The organism is Methylocapsa sp. S129 (assembly GCF_009765995.1).
Lineage (GTDB): Bacteria > Pseudomonadota > Alphaproteobacteria > Rhizobiales > Beijerinckiaceae > Roseiarcus.
In genome coordinates, this window is record NZ_LMUI01000011.1 from 13,606 (window position 1) to 30,299 (window position 16,694).

Here is a 16,694-nt window from a genome sequence, read left to right on the forward strand (position 1 = left end):
GCGGCCCTTCGGCAAGGGCGCTAAGTGCGTGATTTTCACCACTAGCCCTGACTTTGACTCTGGCTTTGGCCCTGCCATTGCGCCGGGGCGATGCTCAGCGAAACGTCGAGCGTTTCATTGCCAAATCCCGCGCGCGCGCCGCGAACAGGCGCCGCGCTCTGATAATCGAAGCCGACGGCGACGCGCACGTAATGCTCGTCGGTGCAGGTGTCGTTGGCGGCGTCAAAGGCGACCCAGCCAAGAACGGGGACGTAGGATTCCGCCCAGGCATGGCCGGCGTTTTGCGAAGCGCCGTCCGGCCGCACGAGATAGCCGCTGACATAGCGCGAAGGGATGCCCAGCCAGCGCGAACAGGCGATGAAAATATGCGCGAAATCCTGGCAAACGCCGCGGCGCAGCGCGAAGGCTTCGGCCGCCGTGGTCGTCGAGAGCGTCGGCGCGGGATCGAAGGTCATCGTTTCATGAATGGCGGCCATCAGCGGATGCAGGCGTTCGAGCGCCTCGCTCTTGTCTCCCGCCGCGTCTTCCGCAAATTTGCGCAAGGCGCCATTGGCTTCGGCCAAATGCGCGGCGCGCAGATAAATTTCAGGCGGCAACGGCTCGACCGCGCCGCGCACGACGCCCACTGAATCGAAGGTTTCGACCTCGCCCTCGGCGATCACGCCGATCCGCTCGATCGGACCGGGATGGGAGAAGGAATGGACGATATTGCCCAGCGAATCCTCGCTTTGCCGCAAGATGCAATCGACATCCGTCGAGATGCGCCAACGCACGACATGTTGCCCCTCGAAGCTGCGCGGCGTCAGACGCAAGATCTGAATGATCGACCGCGCGGCCGGTTCATAGGTATAGGCGGTTTCGTGCGAAATCCTGATCCGCATCGCGCGTTCTCAACTCTCTGTTCCGATAGATCCTGAAAATGGTCCGCTTCACGGTTGCGCCTCGGGCCCGTTCGCCTTCGAGGTTCCGCGCGGCGGCGCCTCAAGCGCGACGCCGCTATGTGAACAAATATTGCTCCGATATCGTCGTCGCGAGCTTGGCGTTGTCCTCCAGAAAGACGGTGATGAATTCATGGAGACCGTTCTGGAATATTTCCGACATTGTCGCGCGCTCGAGGCGTGAGAGCATCGCGCGCGCCTGACGCTGCGAAGCGCCGCTGCGGCCGTCGTCGCGCGCCAGGGAATCGAGCGCCCGGTCGATGCTTTCGTAGCAGGAGATGAGGGAGCGCGGCATCGCGGGCTTGAGGATCAGCAGGTCGGCGATCAGCCAGGGCTTGACCCGGTCGCGATAGACCCAGTGATAGGAAGTGGTCGCCGAAACCGCGCGCAGAATCGCGACCCATTGAAAATAATCCAGCGAGCCGCCGACCTCCTCGTCCGAGGGCAGCAGCAGGTGATATTTCACGTCGAGAAGCCGCGCGGTATTATCGGCGCGCTCGACAAAAATGCCGAGACGATTGAACCAATAGGCATCGTTGCGCAGCATGGTCCGATAACAGGCGCCGTCAAAATCGAGCGAGGCCTTTTTGACGTAATCGAGGAACCGCGCGAGCGACTCGCGATCGAAATCCTTGGCGCCGCGGCGGCGCGATTCGAAACGTTTGAGCTCGAGCCACGCGTCGTTGATCGCCGTCCAGGTTTCAGCCGTCAGCGCCGTGCGCACCGCGCGCCCCGTCGCTCTCGCATTCTCCAGACAATTGCAGATCGACGAGGGATTGGAGCGGTCGAAGGTGAGGAATTCGACGGCGGCGGGCTCATCGAGCGTTTCATGGCTCGTGTGAAAGGCGTCGAGGGCGCCGACGGAGGACAGGGCGCCCTCCCATTCCGCCATGTCCTCAGGCCCGGATTTGGGCAGGATTTCGAGGCGCAACGTCGCCTCGATCGTGCGCGCGGTGAAATCGGCGCGCTCCATCGAGCGCGCCAGCCAGAAAAGGTTGTCCGCGGTGCGCGCCAGCATCGTTCAGGCGCTCCCGCCAACGCCGGCGTCAATATCGACGATCCAGGTGTCTTTGGTGCCGCCGCCCTGGCTGGAATTGACCACCAGCGATCCTTCCGTCAATGCGACGCGGGTCAGGCCGCCCGGCACGATCTTCACGCCATTGGTCCCCGACAAGGCGAAGGGGCGCAAATCCACATGGCGGGGCGACACGCCGCTGTCGAACGAAGCGGGGCATGTCGACAGCGCCAATGTCGGCTGGGCGATGAAATTGGCGGGATCGGCCTTCAGCTTGGCGGCGAAGATTTCGCGCTGGGCGGCGCTGGCGTGCGGGCCCACCAGCATCCCGTAGCCGCCCGAGCCATTGACCTCCTTGACCACCAGATTGCTCAGATTGTCCAGCACATGGGAAAGCGCCGCCGGCTCGCGGCAGCGGAATGTCGGCACGTTCTGCAGCAGCGGGTCCTCCCCCAGATAAAAACGGATGATATCAGGCACATAACTGTAAAGCGCCTTGTCGTCGGCGACGCCGGTGCCCACTGCATTGGCAATGGTCACATTGCCTGCCAAATAGGCGCCCATCAGGCCAGGCACGCCGAGCATCGAGCCCGGATTGAACACCAGCGGATCGAGGAAGTCGTCATCGACGCGCCGATAGATGACGTCGACACGCTGCGGACCCCGCGTCGTGCGCATATAGACGACCTCTTCGGCGACGAACAGATCGCGGCCCTCGACAAGTTCGACGCCCAGTTTGTCGGCGAGAAAGGAATGTTCGTAATAGGCCGAATTGAAGGGCCCGGGGGTCAGCAGCACGATGACGGCTTCCCCATAGCCGGCGCGGGGCGCCACCGAGCGCAGGCACGACAAAAGCGCGTCAGGGTAATCCTCGACTGGCGCGACGCGGTGCTGGGCGAAGAGATCGGGCATCAGGCGCATCGTCACTTCGCGATTTTCCAGCATGTAGGAAACGCCGGACGGCGTGCGCGCATTGTCCTCGAGCACGTAAAACGCATCGCCGTCGACGCGCACGATGTCGATGCCCGCAATATGCACCCAGATGTCGTGGGGCGCGCGCCGCCCGATCATTTCGGGCCGGTAATAGGGATTGCGCAAGATGAGTTCGGGCGGGATCAGGCCCTCTTTCAGGATCGCGCGCGGTCCGTAGACGTCGCGCAGGAAGAGGTTGAGCGCATTGACGCGCTGGACGAGGCCGGCCTCCAGCCGGGTCCATTCGGCGCGCGAGATCAGACGCGGAATGATGTCGAAGGGAATGAGGCGCTCGGCGGCGTCCTTGTCGCCATAGACGCCGAAAGTGATGCCGATCCGGCGAAACATATATTCGGCCTGCGCGCGGCGCGCCGCCAGCACATCGGCTGGCGTATCCTCGAGCCATTGCTCAATATGCCGGTAAAGCGGCCGCACGTCCTTCTTTTCGAGGCCCATTTCATCAAAGAAGAGCGGCGCCGGCATTCATGACCCCCCGATGGCGACCAAAACCAAGCTAAGACTAGCAAAAGCCATACCGTCACGACGCAAGCGGTCCTCGTCTTCCATCAGCATCGCCCTAGATGGGCCAGAACCTCGCGCCCGCTCATCGGATGCGAGACCGGCCATGCAGTGAAATCGGCGTCAATGCTGAGCGCTTGTCCGAGCATTTGCAAGTAGGCTTCCCTGTCGACCTCGACGGCGCCGAGGCTGGCCAGGTGCGGCGTAACGAATTGGGTGTCGAGCAGGCGGTAGCCGCCAAGGCGCAGACGCGCGATCAGATGGGCGAGCGCGACCTTCGAGGCGTCGCGCGCCAGATGGAACATGCTCTCGCCAAAAAACGCCGCGCCGAGCGATACGCCATAGAGGCCGCCAACCAGCGCGCCATCTTGAAAGACCTCAATCGAATGGGCGCGTCCAGCCTCGAAAAGCTCCCGATACAGGCGGCGGATTTCGGCGTTGATCCAGGTTTTCTCGCGGCTCGCGCAGGCGATGACGACCGTATCGAAATGGCCGTCGGCGCGAATCTCGAAACGATCCGAACGCAGGGTCTTGACGAGGCTCCTGGAGAGGATGAGGCCGTCGAGCGGAAATATGCCGCGCTCCTTAGGGTCGACCCAGAACAGGGTCGAGGAATCGCTGCTCTCGGCCATCGGAAACAAGCCGATCGAATAGGCCCGCAGCAGAATATCGGCTGTGATTTCGAAGGATTGGGCGGGGCGCGACATCGCGCGATGGTGCGGCGCGATTCCAGCCGGGTCAAGCGGCGCGGCGCTCGCGCGCGCGCAAAGTTTGCCTTTCCCCGTTCCGCCCAATCTGCGACCATGGCGCCTATCAGCAGGGAGGACGATATGAGCGACCAGGAGCCGGGGTTTTCGACCCTTTCGATCCATGCCGGCGCGCGGCCCGACCCGACGACGGGGGCCAGGGCGACGCCGATCTATCAAACCACCGCCTTCGTTTTCGACGACGTCGACCATGCCGCCTCGCTGTTCGGCCTGCAGGCGTTCGGCAATATCTATACGAGGATCACCAACCCGACGACAGCCGTGCTGGAGGAGCGCGTGGCGGCGTTGGAGGGCGGACCGGCGGCGCTCGCCGTCGCCTCGGGCCATGCGGCGCAGGCGATCGTTTTCCACGCCCTCATGCAGCCGGGCGACGAATTCGTTGCTTCGACAAAGCTTTACGGCGGTTCGATCAATCAGTTCAACCACGCCTTTAAGAGCTTCGGCTGGCAGGTGAAATGGGCCAATCCCGACGATCCCGCTTCGTTTCAGGCCGCCATCACCGAAAAAACCAAGGCTATTTTCGTCGAGTCGATCGCCAACCCTGGCGGCGTCGTCACTGACCTCGACGCGATCGCGGCGATCGCCAAGGGCGCCAATGTGCCCTTCATCGTCGACAACACGCTCGCCACGCCCTGGCTGACGCGCCCGATCGAGCATGGCGCCGACATCGTCATTCATTCGGCGACCAAATATCTGGGCGGCCACGGCAATTCGATGGGCGGCGTGATCGTCGACGGCGGCTCGTTCAACTGGGCCGGCGACAAGCGCTATCCCATGCTGTCGGCGCCGCGGCCCGAATATAACGGCATGGTGCTGGCCGAGACTTTCGGCAATTTCGCCTTCGCCATCGCCTGCCGGGTGCTGGGCCTGCGCGATCTCGGGCCGGCGATCTCGCCGTTCAATTCGTTCCTGATCCTGACCGGCATCGAGACGCTGTCTTTGCGCATGCAGCGCCATTGCGACAATACGCTCGCGGTCGCGCAGCATCTGGAAAAGCACGAAAAGGTCGGCTGGGTTTCCTACGCGGGCCTGGCGGGCAATCGCTATCACGCGCTGGCGCAGAAATACTGCCCGAAGGGCGCCGGCGGCGTCTTCACTTTCGGCGTCAAGGGCGGCTATGACGCGGGTATTTCATTGGTGCGCAACCTGAAATTGTTCTCGCATCTGGCCAATATCGGCGACACGCGTTCGCTGGTCATCCACCCCGCGTCGACAACGCATCGCCAGCTCAGCGACGCGCAGAAGACGGCGGCGGGCGCGGGGCCGGACGTGGTGCGGCTGTCGATAGGGATCGAGGATGTGGCGGATTTGATCGCGGATCTGGATGAGGCGCTGGCGGGGTAGAGTATCCCGATCACGATTGCTGCCGGGCGTGGGCCTCATCGCCCGTCGCCTTCCAATTCACCACCGCCATGCCGAACAGCAGCATTGCGAAAGCCTGGTGCAGCAGCCCCGCCCAGATCGGCACAACCAGCAGCAGCGCGAGCACCCCGAGCGCGGCCTGCGACAGCGCGAGAGCGCCAACCGCCGCGGCGCGGCGCGCCAATGCCGTCCCCGGCGCCGCCCGCGCGACGGCGAAAGCCTGCCATAGCGCGAGCGCAACGACGACATAGGCGAGCAGCCGGTGCTGGAACTGCACTGTCGTCACGTCTTCAAACAGATTGCGCCACCACGGCGACAGATTGAACAGTCCCTCGGGGATCAGCCTGCCGTCCATCAGCGGCCAGGTGTTGTAGATGAGCCCGGCGCGCAGGCCGGCGACCAGCGCGCCGAAGCCGATCTGACAGAAGACAAGAATGGCGATCAAGCCACTCAAGGCGGCAAAGCGCCGGCTCGCCGCCGCACGCGGGCGCTGACGCAGGCCGACCGCCGCCCAGAGCAGCGCGCCAAAAGTCGCCGTCCCGATCAAGAGATGGAGCGTCAGCCGATATTGCGACACTTCGACGCGTTCGCTGAGACCGGAGGCGACCATCCACCAGCCGACGATCGGCTCGAGAGCCAGCAGGCCCGTCGCGACGAGAACCTGCCGCCCGAGCGCGCCGGCAAGCTGACCGCGGCGCCAGAACCAAAGCAGCGGCAAGATAAAGGCGAGGCCGATAATGCGCGCCAGCAGTCGATGGCTCCATTCCCAATAGAAAATGGTTTTGAATCCATCGAGATCCATGTCGGGATTGAGCTGGGAATATTGGGGAATCTGCTTGTAGCGCGCAAATTCCGCCTGCCATTCGGCCTCGCCCAGAGGCGGCACGACTCCGGTCACCGGCTTCCATTGCGTGATCGAAAGGCCGGATTCGGTCAGCCTTGTCGCTCCGCCGACCAGAACCATCGCAAACACCAGCGCGGCGACGGCGAACAGCCAAATCCGGACGTCGCGCATTTTCGGGCGCGCCAACGTGGCTTCGGCGATCGGCGCGGCGAGGCTTTCCATGGCGGACATGCAATACTCCAAAACGGCGCGCTTGAAACGCCAGCCGCCCCGAGACATAAACGCCCCTGTCGTCCGCCACAAATGACTTGGCGCCGCAGTCTTTGGAGAAGCCCATGACCCGTCGCTCCCGCAAATTCATCGGCGGCGCCGTCATGCTCGTTTTTGTGTGTTTTTATGCGTTGATCGCCATGGCGCTCGCCCAGGCGCGACCGCTGCAGGAGGCGCCCGCTCTCGTCCAGAGCCTCGGCTATGTCATTCTGGGTCTCGCTTGGACCTTGCCGCTGATGCCGCTCATCAAATGGATGGAGCGGCCCGACCGTCAGGCCTGAGCCTCACGCCGCATTGACCCGCCGCCCCCGGTTCCAAAGCGCGAAGGGCGCGCCCGACAGCAGCACCTCGAAATAGCCGATATCCTGCCAATTGCCGTTGACGGAAACGCGCGGCAGCGCGGTCAGATGATCTCCATGGCCCGGGAAAATCATGCCGGGCCGCGTCGTCACGGCGCTGGCGAAACCGAATTCGCGCGCCAAAGCGAATTCGCGCTGGCCAGCGCTGGTCGGATCGCCGACGGGATAGGCAAAATGACGAACGGTCTGGCCGAGCTTCTCCTCGATCCGCTCTTTCGAGCCCAGCATTTCGGCCCGCACGACGTCATCAGGCCATTTGGCAAGCATTTTGTGGCTGATCGTATGGGCGCCGATCGTCGCTAGCGGGTGCCGGGCGAGCGCGGCGATCCCGGTCCAATCCATGCACAGAGCCGAGACGATCGCGGCGCCGTCGACGCCGTTTCGCGCAGCCAGCGCCCCGACGATCCGCAGCAACCGCTCTTCGGAGCTGGCGCGCAACGCCCAATAGATCCGGGCGAAGGCCTCGGACTTCTCCTGTGGCGTGCGCGTCGGCATGGCGAGCGACAGATCGCTATCGGCGATTTCGACGCTTTCGGCCGTGCGCAAGGCTTCCTCAAGTTCGAGCCACCACATGCCGGCGGTTCGGTCGGCGAAACCCGTCGCGACATAGACCGTGAACGGCGCTTGATGGCGCTCCAGGATGGGCAGCGCAAAATCCACGGTGTCGCGATAGCCGTCGTCGAAAGTGAGCGCGACAAACGGCCGGGCGCCGCCCTGGGCGAGCCGGTTCAAGGCCTCATCCAGCGTGACAAGATCGAAACCCATCCGCTTGACGAGTCCAAGCGTCGCGTCGAGGAATTCCGGCGTGATCTCAAGCAGCCGATTGGGCGTAAAGCCCGGCGTCGGCGGCCGCCAGGGGCGGACATTGTGCAGCATCAGCACGGCGCCCTGCCCTTGCGTCGCCGCGGCGGCGAGCCGGTGCAGCCCGGTGAGGCGAAAGGCGGTAAAACCGGCCCCGATGATCCTGTCTTTCAAACCCATAGGCGCTCCGCAGCCTCGCTTAGCAGAGCAAGATTGCCAAGTGCTTACGCTCGGTCAGACGCTCTCGGAATCGCCGCCGCGGGCGCCGTCAACAAAGCCTTGACGGTTTTCGGACATAAAAGTCCCTACGCTGGAAAAGGGAAATATGTTGAACCACGCGCCTCGCCTCGCGACAGATTCGATGGCGTTCGCCGCGGCGCGCGACAGCGCCGGAGCGCCCGCGCCCTTCGCCCATTGTGAAGTCTTCGACGATCTGGACAGCGCGCGCGCGCCCTGGATGGAGATGGAAAGACTGGCGCTGGCGTCGCCCTATCAGCGCTATGGCTTTGTCGAGGCGTGGCAGCAGACAACCGGCCGCGCCCGCGCGATCGCGCCGATGATTGTCGTCGCGCGCGACGCGGCGGGCCGCGTGAGCGCGATTCTGCCCTTGGGCCGCTCGCGGCGCGGCCCCGTCTGGGTCGCCGAATTTCTCGGCGGCGCGGACGCCAATTTCAAGATGGGATTGTTTCGCGCAGACATCGATGTCGGGCGCGAGGCGATCGTCGATTTGTTGCGCCGTGCGGCGCGCATGACCCGTCCGCATGTCGATGTGTTCTGGCTGACCAACCAGCCCGTTTCCTGGCAGGGCGCCGCCAATCCGATGGCCGTCCTGCCGCGGCAGCTCAGTCCAAGCTTTGGGCACAAAAGCGCCCTCACCAAGGATTTCAACGGCTGGCTGAGAGACCATCACTCGAAAGAGGCGCAAAAGAAATTGCGCAAAAAAACTAAGCGCCTCAATGAGATCGGAGGCGTTTCGCACGTTATCGCGCAAGATGAGGCGCGCGCTCGCGCCATCCTCGCCGCGTTCTTCAGCCAGAAGCAAGCGCATACGCGCGCCGTTGGCCTGGCGAACCCCTATCAGGAGCCGCATACGGCTCGGTTTTTTGACATCGCAGCGACGAGGGATATGGCTGAAGGGGCGCAGGTCCTCGAACTTCATGCGCTGATGAGCGGCGAACGCATCGTCGCGACCTTCGGCGGCGGCGCACAAGGCGACCGTTTCTGCGGCATGTTCATTTCCTATGACGCGGACCCCGAGATATCGCGATGCAGCCCCGGCCAATTGCTGATCCTCGAAATCATCCGCGATCTGAGCGCGCGCGGCTTTGCGACTTTTGACCTCGGCGTTGGCGAGGCGCGCTACAAGGACGCCAATTGCGAGACCGACGAACCCTTGTTCGACGCGGCCGTCGCCGTCACGCCCGTCGGCTTTGCCGCTGGCGCAGCCGCGCTGCTGCAGCAGCGGATCAAGCGCTGGATCAAGCACACGCCCTGGGCCTGGAGGCTCGCCGACCGCCTGCGTCGCCGCGCCTTTCTTCTGTCTGGGCGAGCGGCCCAGCCCCAGCGCCACGATCTCTGACGCTGCTCGCTGCAAAGGCGCCGCGCCGCCTCAGGCGGCTCTGTCGACTTGCGGGCGGTCGCTGGCGGGAACAAAGCCGAGGACGTCGCCGGCCGCGCCGCCCATCGCCTCTCGCACATGAGGAAGCGCGCTGTGCAACCGCGACGCCGACGCGACCACAACCGCCTTGTGCACATGCTCCATCGCCGCCAGCGCCAGATCGGAACGCCAATCCGACGCATGGATCACGACGAATGCGTAAGACGCGACAAGCGCGTTCAGGACCTCGTCGAGACCGTCGCTTGAGATGTCGCCGGGGCCGGCGGGGATGACATCGAGGTCGGACGACAGATCGCGGTGCATGACCTCGGCGAAAGAAGCCTCGCCCGCCATCAATTCGCTCATGCCGAGCGGACCACGGTCGACCTCCGCATCCCGATAGAAAGCGTCGGCGAACCAATCCTGGGTCTCGCCGAGGTCCACGAGAATCGCGCGCCCATGCCGGCTCAGATTGCGTGCGACCGCGAGCGACGTCGGCAGGCTCCCGCTCGATCCTTCTCCCGCGATCAGCGTCAGCAGGGCGACGCCGGGCTCGGCGATCGCCCGGAGATGAGCGACCACCGCTTCGACCGACGCGAAGTCGCCGTGCAAGGCGTCCGGCGCAAGGGGCTCGTCATTCCCCGGATCGCGCTCCAGATCGCGGTCGGACGCCTCCTCATCCTCGCGGCGGCGCGCCGCAAGGGGGAGATCCGCGACGCGGGCGACGTCCGAGTCCGGCGTCAAAAGCGCCTGGGAAACGACGATCCCGGTCGAGAGAAGAAGTCCGGCCAACGTTCCCAGCGCGAGGGTCTCGATCTTCTTGGGGAAGGTCGGGCTGCGCGGCGCGCTGGCGACCGAAATGACGCGCGCGTCGGCGGGCGATGCGTTGTCGGCGTCGCGGGCGATCGCTTCGCGATATTTCTGCACGTAGGATTCAAGCTGGTCGCGGGCGGCATGCGCATCGAGCTCCAGCGCGCGCAATTGAACCTCGTCGACATTGCCGGTGGCGACAGTCTTGGACTGCGCCGCCAGCGCCGCGTTGAGGCTGTTCACCTGCGCAGCGGCGAGGCGCGCGTCATTCTCCAATCCGCGGGCGGCCTTGTCGACCGCAATGCGTATTTCTGCGTCGAGGCCCTCAAGCTGCGCCGCCAGTTCCTTCATGCGGGGATGGCCGGGCAGCAGCGTTCGCGATTCCTGGGCGATCTGCGCCTTGAGAGCGACGCGCTGTTCGCCATAGCGGCGCAGCGATTCATCCTTGGCGAATTCGGGCGCATCCATCAACCGGCCATCGCGCAGCAGCGAACGCATCATCTGCGCCTTGGCCAAAGCTTCCGATTGCGCGGTGCGGGCGGCCGACAATTGCGTATTCATGTCCACCAGTTGCTGCCCCGGCACCGTCATATTATTGCTGCCGGCGAGCAGTCCCGATTGCGCGCGGTAATTTTCGACCTTTGCGTCCGTTTCGGCGACCTTGCCGCGCAATTCGTCAATTTTGGAGGCGAGCCATGCGCTGGCGGCCTTGGCCGAATTCTTCTTGGCGCTTTCCTGCGCTTCGAGAAAGAGCTGCGCGACGACATTGGCGCCGCGCGCCGCCAGCTCCGGATCCTGGCTGACAAATTCGATTTGCAACACGCGCGTCCTCGCAACAGGAAACGCCGTGAGGCGAGAGAGGAAAGCCTCGACGATGCGCTCCTCGCCCGCCTGACCCGCAGCCGAACCCGCCAAGCCCACCGTCGATAATATCAGCGACAACGGGCTGGTCGAAACAGTCTTGTTGAACTCGGGACGGTTGACGAGATCGAGCTTGGCGATCGCCTGGCGCGCCAGGTCCGGCGACGTGATCGTTTCGGCCTGGCTTTGCACCGCTTCCGGATCGAGCGCCGGGATCTGTTCCGCGCCAGCCTTATCGGGTCGAGTGTAATAGCTCTCCTGATTTTCAAGAAGAACCTTGGCGACGCCGGTATAGCGGGCGGGGAGCAGAGCCACGACAGCGAGCGCCAGCCCAAAAGCCGCCAGCGTCGGAAGGATAATCCACCATTTGCGGCGGGCGATGGCGCGAAAGAGTTGCGGCATGTCAATAGCGCCGTCGCGCGGCTGACCGGCGCCGTCCTCTTTCATCCAGTCCCCTTCCATCAATCGACTCCCGCCAAGCGAACGCAACGCCCCCGCGAGTTTATGCGCGATTAAGGTTGCTGGTCGGTTAAGAGCGCCGCACGCCATCGTTGGCTTTTCGTTAACCATGCGCCGCTACAAACAAGGCTCAGTTCGAATTCCTGACGCGGCCAATCAAATGCGGAAATGCTCCATCGCGATCGTCCTGCTAACGAGCGGCTTGATGGCGGCTTGCGCGGGGCCGCAATATCCCTCGGATCTGCTGCGCGCCCAGTTCAATGCGCCCTATCTGCTGGCGAGCGGCGATCGTGTGCGCATTATCGTGTTTGGCCAGGAAAACCTGTCGAACTCCTTCTCGGTCGACGGCGCCGGCAACATATCCATGCCTTTGATCGGCATCGTTAGGGCGAATGGCCTCACGACGACCGATCTCGAGCGCGTCGTCGAAGAGCGCCTGCGCAATGGGTTCATTCGCGAGCCGCGAGTGTCGATCGAGGTCGAGGCGTACAGGCCTTTCTTCGTGTTGGGCGAAGTGACGACAGCGGGCCAATATCCGTTCATCAACGGAATGACTGTCCAAAACGCGGTGGCGGTCGCCGGCGGCTACACCCCGCGCGGATCGCAGAGCGATGTCGACGTCACGCGCATCGTTAACGGACGCGCGGTCACATTCGCGGCGCCGATCACATTTCCGGTGCGGCCGGGCGATACGATCAAGGTTCGGGAACGTTTCTTTTAGGTTATCGGACTATTCAGGGACTCGCGCTGATTGAGTGGAGTCCTGAAGGATGAACGCGGAGCAAAACGCCCAAGCCCATAAATTACGTATTCTCCATGTGTTCCGGGCGCCGCTGGGGGGATTGTTTCGTCATGTCATCGACTTGGCCAACGAGCAGGTCGCTCGCGGTCATGACGTCGGGCTGTTCTTCGACAGTCAATCAAAGGGCGACCATGTCGCCGCCGCCCTGGCGCGCATATCGGGCGGATTGAGCCTGGGCGCATCCGGCTGTCCCATTCGTCGCAATCCGCATCCCAGCGACGCGATCGCCATCGCGCGCTTCATGAAGAAAATTGACGAGGTCAAGCCGCACATCGTCCATGGCCATGGTTCGAAAGGCGGCCTTTACGCCCGGTCGCCCGGATTGCTGCAGCCGGCGGCCGGTCCTGTGCGCGCCTACACGCCGCATGGCGGCAGCTTCAATTATCAGCCAGGCAGCCTGATGCACCGCGCCTATATGGCGACCGAAAAGCTCATGACCCTGTCGACCGACGTGTTCCTGTTTGAAAGCGCCTATATCGCCGGCCGCTTCGACGCATTCGTCGGCTCGAAGACCGGCATAAGACGGATTGTCGCCAACGGCATCAGTTGCGCCGAATTCGTGCCTGTGGCGCCCGATTCCGACGCCGCCGATTTTCTTTATGTCGGCGAATTGCGCGCCGCCAAAGGCATCGACACATTGCTCGACGCGATCGCGCTCGCGGGATCGAAACTCGGCGCGATCCCGCGCGCGGTGCTGGTCGGCTCGGGGCCGGACAAGGAAGTCCTGCTCGCCCACGCACAGAGACTTGGCATCGCGCACCGCCTGTCGTTTCCAGGACCCATGGCCGTGCGGGAAGCCTTCAAACTCGGGCGGATCATGGTCGTGCCCTCGCGGGCCGAATCGCTACCCTATGTCGTGCTCGAGGCGGCCGCGGCGCGCGTGCCGCTGGTCTCGACGGATGTCGGAGGAATCCCGGAAATATTCGGTCCCTATCGTGATCGCCTGGGCCCGAGCGACAATGCGGCGGACCTTTGCGCGCGGATGCTGGCGACCATGCGCCTTCCCAAGGTCGAGCTCGAGCGCCAACTCGCCGAACTCGCCGCCTATGTCGAAAAACACTTCTCGATCCGCACAATGGTCGATTCCGTCATGGAGGGCTATGGCGAGGCGATGGCGCGGCGCGCGCCCGACCGGCCCAGAGCCAGACTCTCCAACATGCCTTCGAACGCCTGAGAGAAATCATGGCCGCCTTTTCAGCACGAGACATGCAACGCCTGGAAGCCCCAGCGCCGGTGGACGTCGCGCGCCGCGACACCGCCAAGGTCGAATTATTGAACAGATTGGCGGCTGAGCCGGCCAGGGCCGCTTATTCGCCGATCGTCCTGGCGGGATTGGTTCGAGCCGCGGAATTCGTCTTGGTCCTGGTGACGGGAGCGCTGATTTATCAATTCTACGTCGCCGCCGCTGTCGGCTATCAGCCAGGCTATTTTATCATGACGCCGACGGTCGCGATTATGTCGATCCTCGTGTTCCAGGTCTTGCAGACCTATAATCTGGCGGCGTTCCACCAACCGTTGCGGCAGGTTCTCCGGCTTGCGGGCGGCTGGGCGTTCGTCTTTCTCGTCGTGTTCGCGGCGCTGTTCTTTCTCAAGCTCGATGGAATGGTGTCGCGCGTCTGGATCGCCAGTTGGTTTCTCACTGGCGTCGCCATGCTTGCGATGGAGCGCGCGCTTCTGGCGCGCATCACGGCGGGCATGGCCAGGAGCGGACGCCTGGCGCGGCGCGCCGTGGTTGTCGGCGGAGGCGAGTTCGGCCACGAATTGCTGCGCGATTTTGGCGCGGCCAAGAGTCCTGAGATCAGCATGCTGGGCGTTTTCGACGACCGCAACGACGACCGCTCACCCCTGACGGTCGAGGGATTTCCCAAACTCGGCAATGTCGACGATCTCGTCGAGTTCGCCCGCCACACGCGCATCGATCTCGTGATCTTCGCGCTGCCGATCACCGCCGAGCAACGCATCCTGCAGATGCTGCGCAAATTATGGGTGCTGCCGATCGACATTCGCCTCGCCGCCCACGCCAATCGTCTGCGCTTTCGCCCGCGCTCCTATTCCTATGTCGGCCAGGTTCCGGTTCTCGATCTTTTCGACAAGCCAATCGCCGATTGGGACGTCGTCATCAAGCTGGCCTTCGACAAGATCGTCGGCGCGCTCGCGCTTATCGCGCTCTCGCCCGTTCTTCTGGCGACTGCGATCGCGGTCAAGCTGGATTCGCCCGGCCCCGTTTTATTCCGTCAGCGGCGTTACGGGTTCAACAATGAACTGGTCGAGGTGTACAAATTCCGGTCGATGTACGCCGACAAAACCGATGCGACGGCGGCCAAACTGGTGACGCGCAACGATGCGCGCGTGACGCGGGTGGGCCGGTTCATTCGCAAGACGTCGCTCGACGAACTGCCGCAATTGCTCAATGTCGTGTTCAAGGGCAATCTGTCGCTAGTCGGGCCGCGCCCGCACGCCGTGCATGCCAAGGCCGCCGACCGACAATATGACGAGGTCGTCGACGGTTATTTTGCCCGCCATCGCGTGCGTCCCGGCATTACAGGCTGGGCGCAGGTCAACGGTTGGCGCGGCGAAACCGACACGCAGGAAAAAATCCAGCAGCGCGTCGAGCACGATCTCTATTACATCGAGAACTGGTCGATCCTGTTCGATCTCTACATTCTTGCGATGACGCCGCTCTCGCTGATCAAGACCAAGAACGCGTTCTGAACAGCGGAAGATCATCTGGCGGCGCGAAGGGCGACCTCCAACCATCTTATGACATGGCGAGCAGCGACAACGCATGCTCGCCTTGAATAGTAATTTTCGCGAAGGCGCCGCCTGAAATGGCCGCGACCGAGCGCGGCGCATCCCATGAAAGCCACGCTCGCCTTCATCATTCAACAAGTAAACGCAGGATTAGCAAATGCTTGGGCATAGTTGATTGAGCAAGACTTATGGTTTCAGGAACATTCGAGCATGCATCAAGCTCTCTACTCTGCGAAGTCATCTGTCACAATTTTTGGCTCGGCCCGGACGGTTACATGCGCCGTGATGGATTATTCGCGGCGGCTGTGCGACGCGATCAACGCGCACAGACCAGGCTTCGCCGCCGTGGAGACGATCGAACCGACGCGTCCCGTCGCCTTTGTCGGGGCGATCGTCGAGGTTCTGCGGCGTGGATCGATCGTGCATTTTCAGCTTCCCATCGAAGGCTGGGGCAATAGTCTCTTGCCGGGATCGGCGCTGATGGCGGCCCGGGCCGCGACCCGAAAGGGGCGCATCATCATCACTCTACATGAATGGACCTCGCTTAACCAGTTGCGCTATCTCTCGATGATCCCCGATCTTCTGGCGTCAGACGGCTTCGTCTTCGTCTCACCGAAGCAGCGCGCTTCGTTTTTAGGGACGCCGCTGGTCGGACGCGCAAAAAAACAGGCCACACGCGTCATCCCGATCGGGCCGAATATATTGCCGTCCCGCATCGATCCAGACCGCGTTGCGCAGGAACGAACCAAGACCCGGGGCATTGGAGCAGCGCAGGCCGAGATCGTCATCGGCTATTTCGGCGTTCTCTATGCGAGCAAGCGACCGGACATGCTCTTGCGTGTCGTTCGGGAGCTACAGGATCGCGGCATTAAGGCGCGGCTGTTGGTTTGCGGCGATTTCCTCTGGGACAAGCCGAAGGACCGGGAGGCCTTTTTCGCCTTAGCCAGTCAGCTTGGCGTCGTGGAGTGGCTCGATTTCCGGGGCCGCATCGACGCGGAGGACGAGCTCATGGCGACTCTTGCCGCGGCGGACGTGTTTCTGCTGCCCTTCACCGATGGCGTCAGCGTGCGCCGAGGCAGTTTCCAGGCCGTTAGCCAACTCGCCATTCCGTTGGTCTCGACCGTCCCCGAGGATCAGGCCGAATTCGATCTCTCCCCATCGCTGAAAACCAAGATCGGCAATCCGGCGACCGTCCTTTGCCCAGTGAACGCGTCAGCGGAAACCTTCGCCGACGCCATCATTGCAGCTATCGCCCACAAGGAGGACGCCGTGGGAGTCTCTTTGACCGGTTTGTGGGATGAAGCAGCGATTGCCCATCTCGATATCTACGACACTTTCAAAGCGCGCGGCGACGTGCAGCGCCTCTGAAGTCACGGCGAAATCCCGAGCAGCTTGGGCCTTGGGCGCCGCACCCTGGACGCCCCGCGGCGTTGACGGTCTCTTAACGCTACGCGTGGAATTATCGAGAGCTAAAATGAGCGGCCCGAGCCGTCATCGCTCCCGATCCGCGAAAGGCCGAGCCATGAGGGCCGCAAACGTCATCCCTCGTCCGCCAATCTGCCGAACA

General features: G+C 63.3%; 14 protein-coding genes. 7 read left to right on the forward strand and 7 right to left on the reverse strand.

The window, feature by feature from the left end:
* Positions 1-41 precede the first annotated feature (41 nt).
* The 4 genes from GSQ90_RS02580 to aat form a co-directional block, all read right to left on the reverse strand.
* On the reverse strand, positions 42-881 hold the full coding sequence (locus GSQ90_RS02580; RefSeq protein ID WP_158813020.1) for a transglutaminase family protein: 840 nt from the start codon (positions 879-881) through the stop codon (positions 42-44).
* Positions 882-996: 115 nt separating this feature from the next.
* Positions 997-1,956, reverse strand: a complete 960-nt coding sequence (locus tag GSQ90_RS02585) for an alpha-E domain-containing protein (protein ID WP_158813021.1) — start codon at positions 1,954-1,956, stop codon at positions 997-999.
* 3 nt (positions 1,957-1,959) lie between these two features.
* Positions 1,960-3,408 carry a circularly permuted type 2 ATP-grasp protein gene (locus GSQ90_RS02590; protein ID WP_158813022.1) on the reverse strand — a complete coding sequence of 483 codons (1,449 nt, stop codon included), beginning with the start codon at positions 3,406-3,408 and terminating at the stop codon, positions 1,960-1,962.
* Between the two features lie 83 nt (positions 3,409-3,491).
* Positions 3,492-4,151 (reverse strand): leucyl/phenylalanyl-tRNA--protein transferase, encoded by a 660-nt coding sequence (gene aat, locus GSQ90_RS02595; RefSeq protein ID WP_158813023.1) that lies wholly within the window; start codon positions 4,149-4,151, stop codon positions 3,492-3,494.
* A 123-nt stretch (positions 4,152-4,274) separates the two neighbouring features.
* Between aat and GSQ90_RS02600 the strand changes: the two genes are divergently transcribed.
* A complete protein-coding gene (locus GSQ90_RS02600) occupies positions 4,275-5,555 on the forward strand; it encodes an O-acetylhomoserine aminocarboxypropyltransferase (protein WP_158813024.1) in 1,281 nt (426 codons plus the stop codon).
* Between the two features lie 10 nt (positions 5,556-5,565).
* Here GSQ90_RS02600 and GSQ90_RS02605 read toward each other — a convergent pair whose 3' ends face one another.
* Positions 5,566-6,648, reverse strand: coding sequence for a COX15/CtaA family protein (locus GSQ90_RS02605; protein WP_158813025.1), 1,083 nt, complete (start codon positions 6,646-6,648; stop codon positions 5,566-5,568).
* 104 nt (positions 6,649-6,752) lie between these two features.
* Here GSQ90_RS02605 and GSQ90_RS02610 point away from each other — a divergent pair, with 104 nt between their 5' ends.
* Positions 6,753-6,968: a DUF2842 domain-containing protein gene (locus GSQ90_RS02610; RefSeq protein WP_158813026.1), complete on the forward strand. Its 216-nt coding sequence runs from the start codon at positions 6,753-6,755 to the stop codon at positions 6,966-6,968.
* A gap of 3 nt (positions 6,969-6,971) precedes the next feature.
* Here GSQ90_RS02610 and GSQ90_RS02615 read toward each other — a convergent pair whose 3' ends face one another.
* A complete protein-coding gene (locus GSQ90_RS02615; protein ID WP_158813027.1) occupies positions 6,972-8,027 on the reverse strand; it encodes a polysaccharide deacetylase family protein in 1,056 nt (351 codons plus the stop codon).
* A gap of 145 nt (positions 8,028-8,172) precedes the next feature.
* Here GSQ90_RS02615 and GSQ90_RS02620 point away from each other — a divergent pair, with 145 nt between their 5' ends.
* Complete coding sequence (locus GSQ90_RS02620) at positions 8,173-9,426, forward strand: GNAT family N-acetyltransferase (RefSeq protein WP_158813028.1); 1,254 nt, start codon at positions 8,173-8,175, stop codon at positions 9,424-9,426.
* 30 nt (positions 9,427-9,456) lie between these two features.
* Here GSQ90_RS02620 and GSQ90_RS02625 read toward each other — a convergent pair whose 3' ends face one another.
* Positions 9,457-11,577, reverse strand: a complete 2,121-nt coding sequence (locus GSQ90_RS02625; RefSeq protein ID WP_158813029.1) for an exopolysaccharide transport family protein — start codon at positions 11,575-11,577, stop codon at positions 9,457-9,459.
* A gap of 157 nt (positions 11,578-11,734) precedes the next feature.
* Between GSQ90_RS02625 and GSQ90_RS02630 the strand changes: the two genes are divergently transcribed.
* From GSQ90_RS02630 to GSQ90_RS02645, 4 genes are all read left to right on the forward strand, one after another.
* Positions 11,735-12,295, forward strand: coding sequence for a polysaccharide biosynthesis/export family protein (locus GSQ90_RS02630; protein ID WP_158813030.1), 561 nt, complete (start codon positions 11,735-11,737; stop codon positions 12,293-12,295).
* A 49-nt stretch (positions 12,296-12,344) separates the two neighbouring features.
* Positions 12,345-13,550, forward strand: a complete 1,206-nt coding sequence (locus GSQ90_RS02635; RefSeq protein WP_158813031.1) for a glycosyltransferase family 4 protein — start codon at positions 12,345-12,347, stop codon at positions 13,548-13,550.
* A gap of 8 nt (positions 13,551-13,558) precedes the next feature.
* Positions 13,559-15,088, forward strand: coding sequence for an undecaprenyl-phosphate glucose phosphotransferase (locus GSQ90_RS02640; RefSeq protein WP_158813032.1), 1,530 nt, complete (start codon positions 13,559-13,561; stop codon positions 15,086-15,088).
* Positions 15,089-15,412: 324 nt separating this feature from the next.
* Positions 15,413-16,495 carry a glycosyltransferase gene (locus GSQ90_RS02645; RefSeq protein WP_210254805.1) on the forward strand — a complete coding sequence of 361 codons (1,083 nt, stop codon included), beginning with the start codon at positions 15,413-15,415 and terminating at the stop codon, positions 16,493-16,495.
* The last annotated feature ends 199 nt before the right edge of the window (positions 16,496-16,694 follow it).

Excerpts from the sequence above, each read along its gene's own strand:
- GSQ90_RS02580 (WP_158813020.1), bottom strand. The coding sequence starts at position 881 with ATGCGGATCAGGATTTCGCACGAAACCGCCTATACCTATGAACCGGCC.
- GSQ90_RS02585 (WP_158813021.1), bottom strand. The coding sequence starts at position 1,956 with ATGCTGGCGCGCACCGCGGACAACCTTTTCTGGCTGGCGCGCTCGATG.
- GSQ90_RS02590 (WP_158813022.1), bottom strand. The coding sequence starts at position 3,408 with ATGCCGGCGCCGCTCTTCTTTGATGAAATGGGCCTCGAAAAGAAGGAC.
- aat (WP_158813023.1), bottom strand. The coding sequence starts at position 4,151 with ATGTCGCGCCCCGCCCAATCCTTCGAAATCACAGCCGATATTCTGCTG.
- GSQ90_RS02600 (WP_158813024.1), top strand. The coding sequence starts at position 4,275 with ATGAGCGACCAGGAGCCGGGGTTTTCGACCCTTTCGATCCATGCCGGC.
- GSQ90_RS02605 (WP_158813025.1), bottom strand. The coding sequence starts at position 6,648 with ATGTCCGCCATGGAAAGCCTCGCCGCGCCGATCGCCGAAGCCACGTTG.
- GSQ90_RS02610 (WP_158813026.1), top strand. The coding sequence starts at position 6,753 with ATGACCCGTCGCTCCCGCAAATTCATCGGCGGCGCCGTCATGCTCGTT.
- GSQ90_RS02615 (WP_158813027.1), bottom strand. The coding sequence starts at position 8,027 with ATGGGTTTGAAAGACAGGATCATCGGGGCCGGTTTTACCGCCTTTCGC.
- GSQ90_RS02620 (WP_158813028.1), top strand. The coding sequence starts at position 8,173 with ATGTTGAACCACGCGCCTCGCCTCGCGACAGATTCGATGGCGTTCGCC.
- GSQ90_RS02625 (WP_158813029.1), bottom strand. The coding sequence starts at position 11,577 with ATGGAAGGGGACTGGATGAAAGAGGACGGCGCCGGTCAGCCGCGCGAC.
- GSQ90_RS02630 (WP_158813030.1), top strand. The coding sequence starts at position 11,735 with ATGCGGAAATGCTCCATCGCGATCGTCCTGCTAACGAGCGGCTTGATG.
- GSQ90_RS02635 (WP_158813031.1), top strand. The coding sequence starts at position 12,345 with ATGAACGCGGAGCAAAACGCCCAAGCCCATAAATTACGTATTCTCCAT.
- GSQ90_RS02640 (WP_158813032.1), top strand. The coding sequence starts at position 13,559 with ATGGCCGCCTTTTCAGCACGAGACATGCAACGCCTGGAAGCCCCAGCG.
- GSQ90_RS02645 (WP_210254805.1), top strand. The coding sequence starts at position 15,413 with ATGGATTATTCGCGGCGGCTGTGCGACGCGATCAACGCGCACAGACCA.